This window comes from Clostridiales bacterium, from assembly GCA_017961515.1.
Taxonomy (GTDB): Bacteria; Bacillota; Clostridia; order Acetivibrionales; family RGIG10202; genus RGIG10202.
Window position 1 is genome coordinate 1 of sequence record JAGCXC010000010.1, and the last position, 1,922, is coordinate 1,922.

1 protein-coding gene is annotated in these 1,922 nt (G+C 32.6%); it reads right to left on the reverse strand.

The window, feature by feature from the left end:
• Positions 1-395: 395 nt before the first annotated feature.
• Positions 396-1,658 (reverse strand): Rne/Rng family ribonuclease, encoded by a 1,263-nt coding sequence (locus J6Y29_00425; GenBank protein MBP5426357.1) that lies wholly within the window; start codon positions 1,656-1,658, stop codon positions 396-398.
• Positions 1,659-1,922 lie beyond the last annotated feature (264 nt).

The following is a 1,922-nucleotide window of genomic DNA, read 5'->3' on the forward strand; positions in this document are numbered from 1 at the left end:
ACCGAAGGATGCAGGTGAACGCACAGTCTGGGAGCATTTTTATGACGTTAGGACCAGATGGATGAACTACAAACTCTAGTATTCTATTGGGTGACAGGTTTTTCACACAAGCCTCGACCCTTTAGGGTCGGGGTAATTGACTTTCAAAGTGAAGAACTAGTATTTACTATGTTTTTTACCAAGATGCCGTGAGATGCTCCCACTACTCGTAAAAGTAGGAGCATCTCTAGCTCATAGCACTAACCTGCTAAGATTGAACGAGACTTATCCCATGAGCCTCACGGTTTTGTTAATATTTTATCGCATTAGCAAAAAATTCAAGGCATAATATGGTGAATATCATCACATCACCTATGGAGGTAAGTGTATTTTTGCCAAATATCAGATAAATATTCTTAGCAACTTTGTGTATTATCATAAGAATCTGATTTCTTTATCTTTCCTGTCCCTTTACAATTAGGACACACACTCAGCAAAACTGAAGATAATTTTTTCCGTATCTTTTTTCTTGTCATTTCAAGAAGTCCAAGCCCTGTCATTCCTACAACGATAGTTTTTGTTCTATCTTTTTTTAGTTCTTCTTTCATTGCATCAATAAGCATATTTTGGTGTTTATCTTCTTTCATATCAATAAAATCTACTATGACTATTCCTCCAATGTCTCGAACTCTTAATTGTATTGCTATCTCTTTTACAGCCTCTAAATTTGTCTTTAATATTGTGTCTTCTAAATCATTTTTTCCTATAAATTTTCCAGTATTTACATCAATAACCGTAAGTGCCTCTGTTTCCTCTATTATAAGGTAACCTCCACATTTTAACCAAACCTTTTTATTTAAAGCTTGATTTATATAATAATCTATATCATATTTTTTGAATAAGTCCACACAATTATAGTGAACTTTATGTTTCAAAGATGGTGCTGTAAATTCTAAAAATTCTAATATACTTTCATAACCTTCTTTATTATTTATAGTAAGTTTATCAATACTTAATGAAAAACAATCTCTAACTGTCTTTAATATAGCACTCATGTCCTTATAAATACACCTTGGGACATTACCTTTTTTAGATTTTTTTAATATGTCACTCCATAAATTAGTCAAAAACTTCACATCATCTGAAAAATTATGTGTATCTTCGATGCTAGCGATAGTACGAATTATAAGTCCCATATTATCTGGCTTTACTTTTAATACTTCCTCTCTTAACTTTTCTTTTATCTCTTCATCCTCAATACGTCTTGATATACCAATATAATCGCCTGTTGGTAATAATATTAAATACCTTCCTGGTAATGTTAAATGTGTTGTCACTCTAGCTCCTTTTGTCCCAATTTCTTCCTTTATTACCTGTACAACTATTTCCTGCCCAGCTTTTAATATATTTGATATCTTAAACTCACCTTTTGGATTTTTTATATACTCATCCTCACAAACTGCATCCCTTACATATAAAAATGCATTTTTGGATAACCCAATATCTACAAAAGCTGCTTGCATGCCTGGTAAAACTCTACTTACCTTTCCAACATAAATATTTCCAACTGTCTTTGATATGTTTTCATTTTCTATGTATACTTCAACTAATCTGCCATCTTCTAATATAGCAACCCTTGTCTCATCACTATTAACATCAATAAATATCTCTTTTGACATAAAAAATCCCCCTACTTTGCCGTTTACACTATTCCTTATCTCATGTCAAAATTATATAATTTAATATTGTCCAATTCAAGTATAACTTTTTTATAAGATTAAAATAATTTCATTCCATCTGACTAATATAACTCAGTCGGAGATGTCCCCCGCCTCTAAGCTTGAAAAAGCGTAGGCGGTGGGTACATATTTACAATTCAGTGGGAGTTCAAGCTCCGACTGAATTATAACGCTCCGCGTGGATGCACACGGATTTGAATGGTA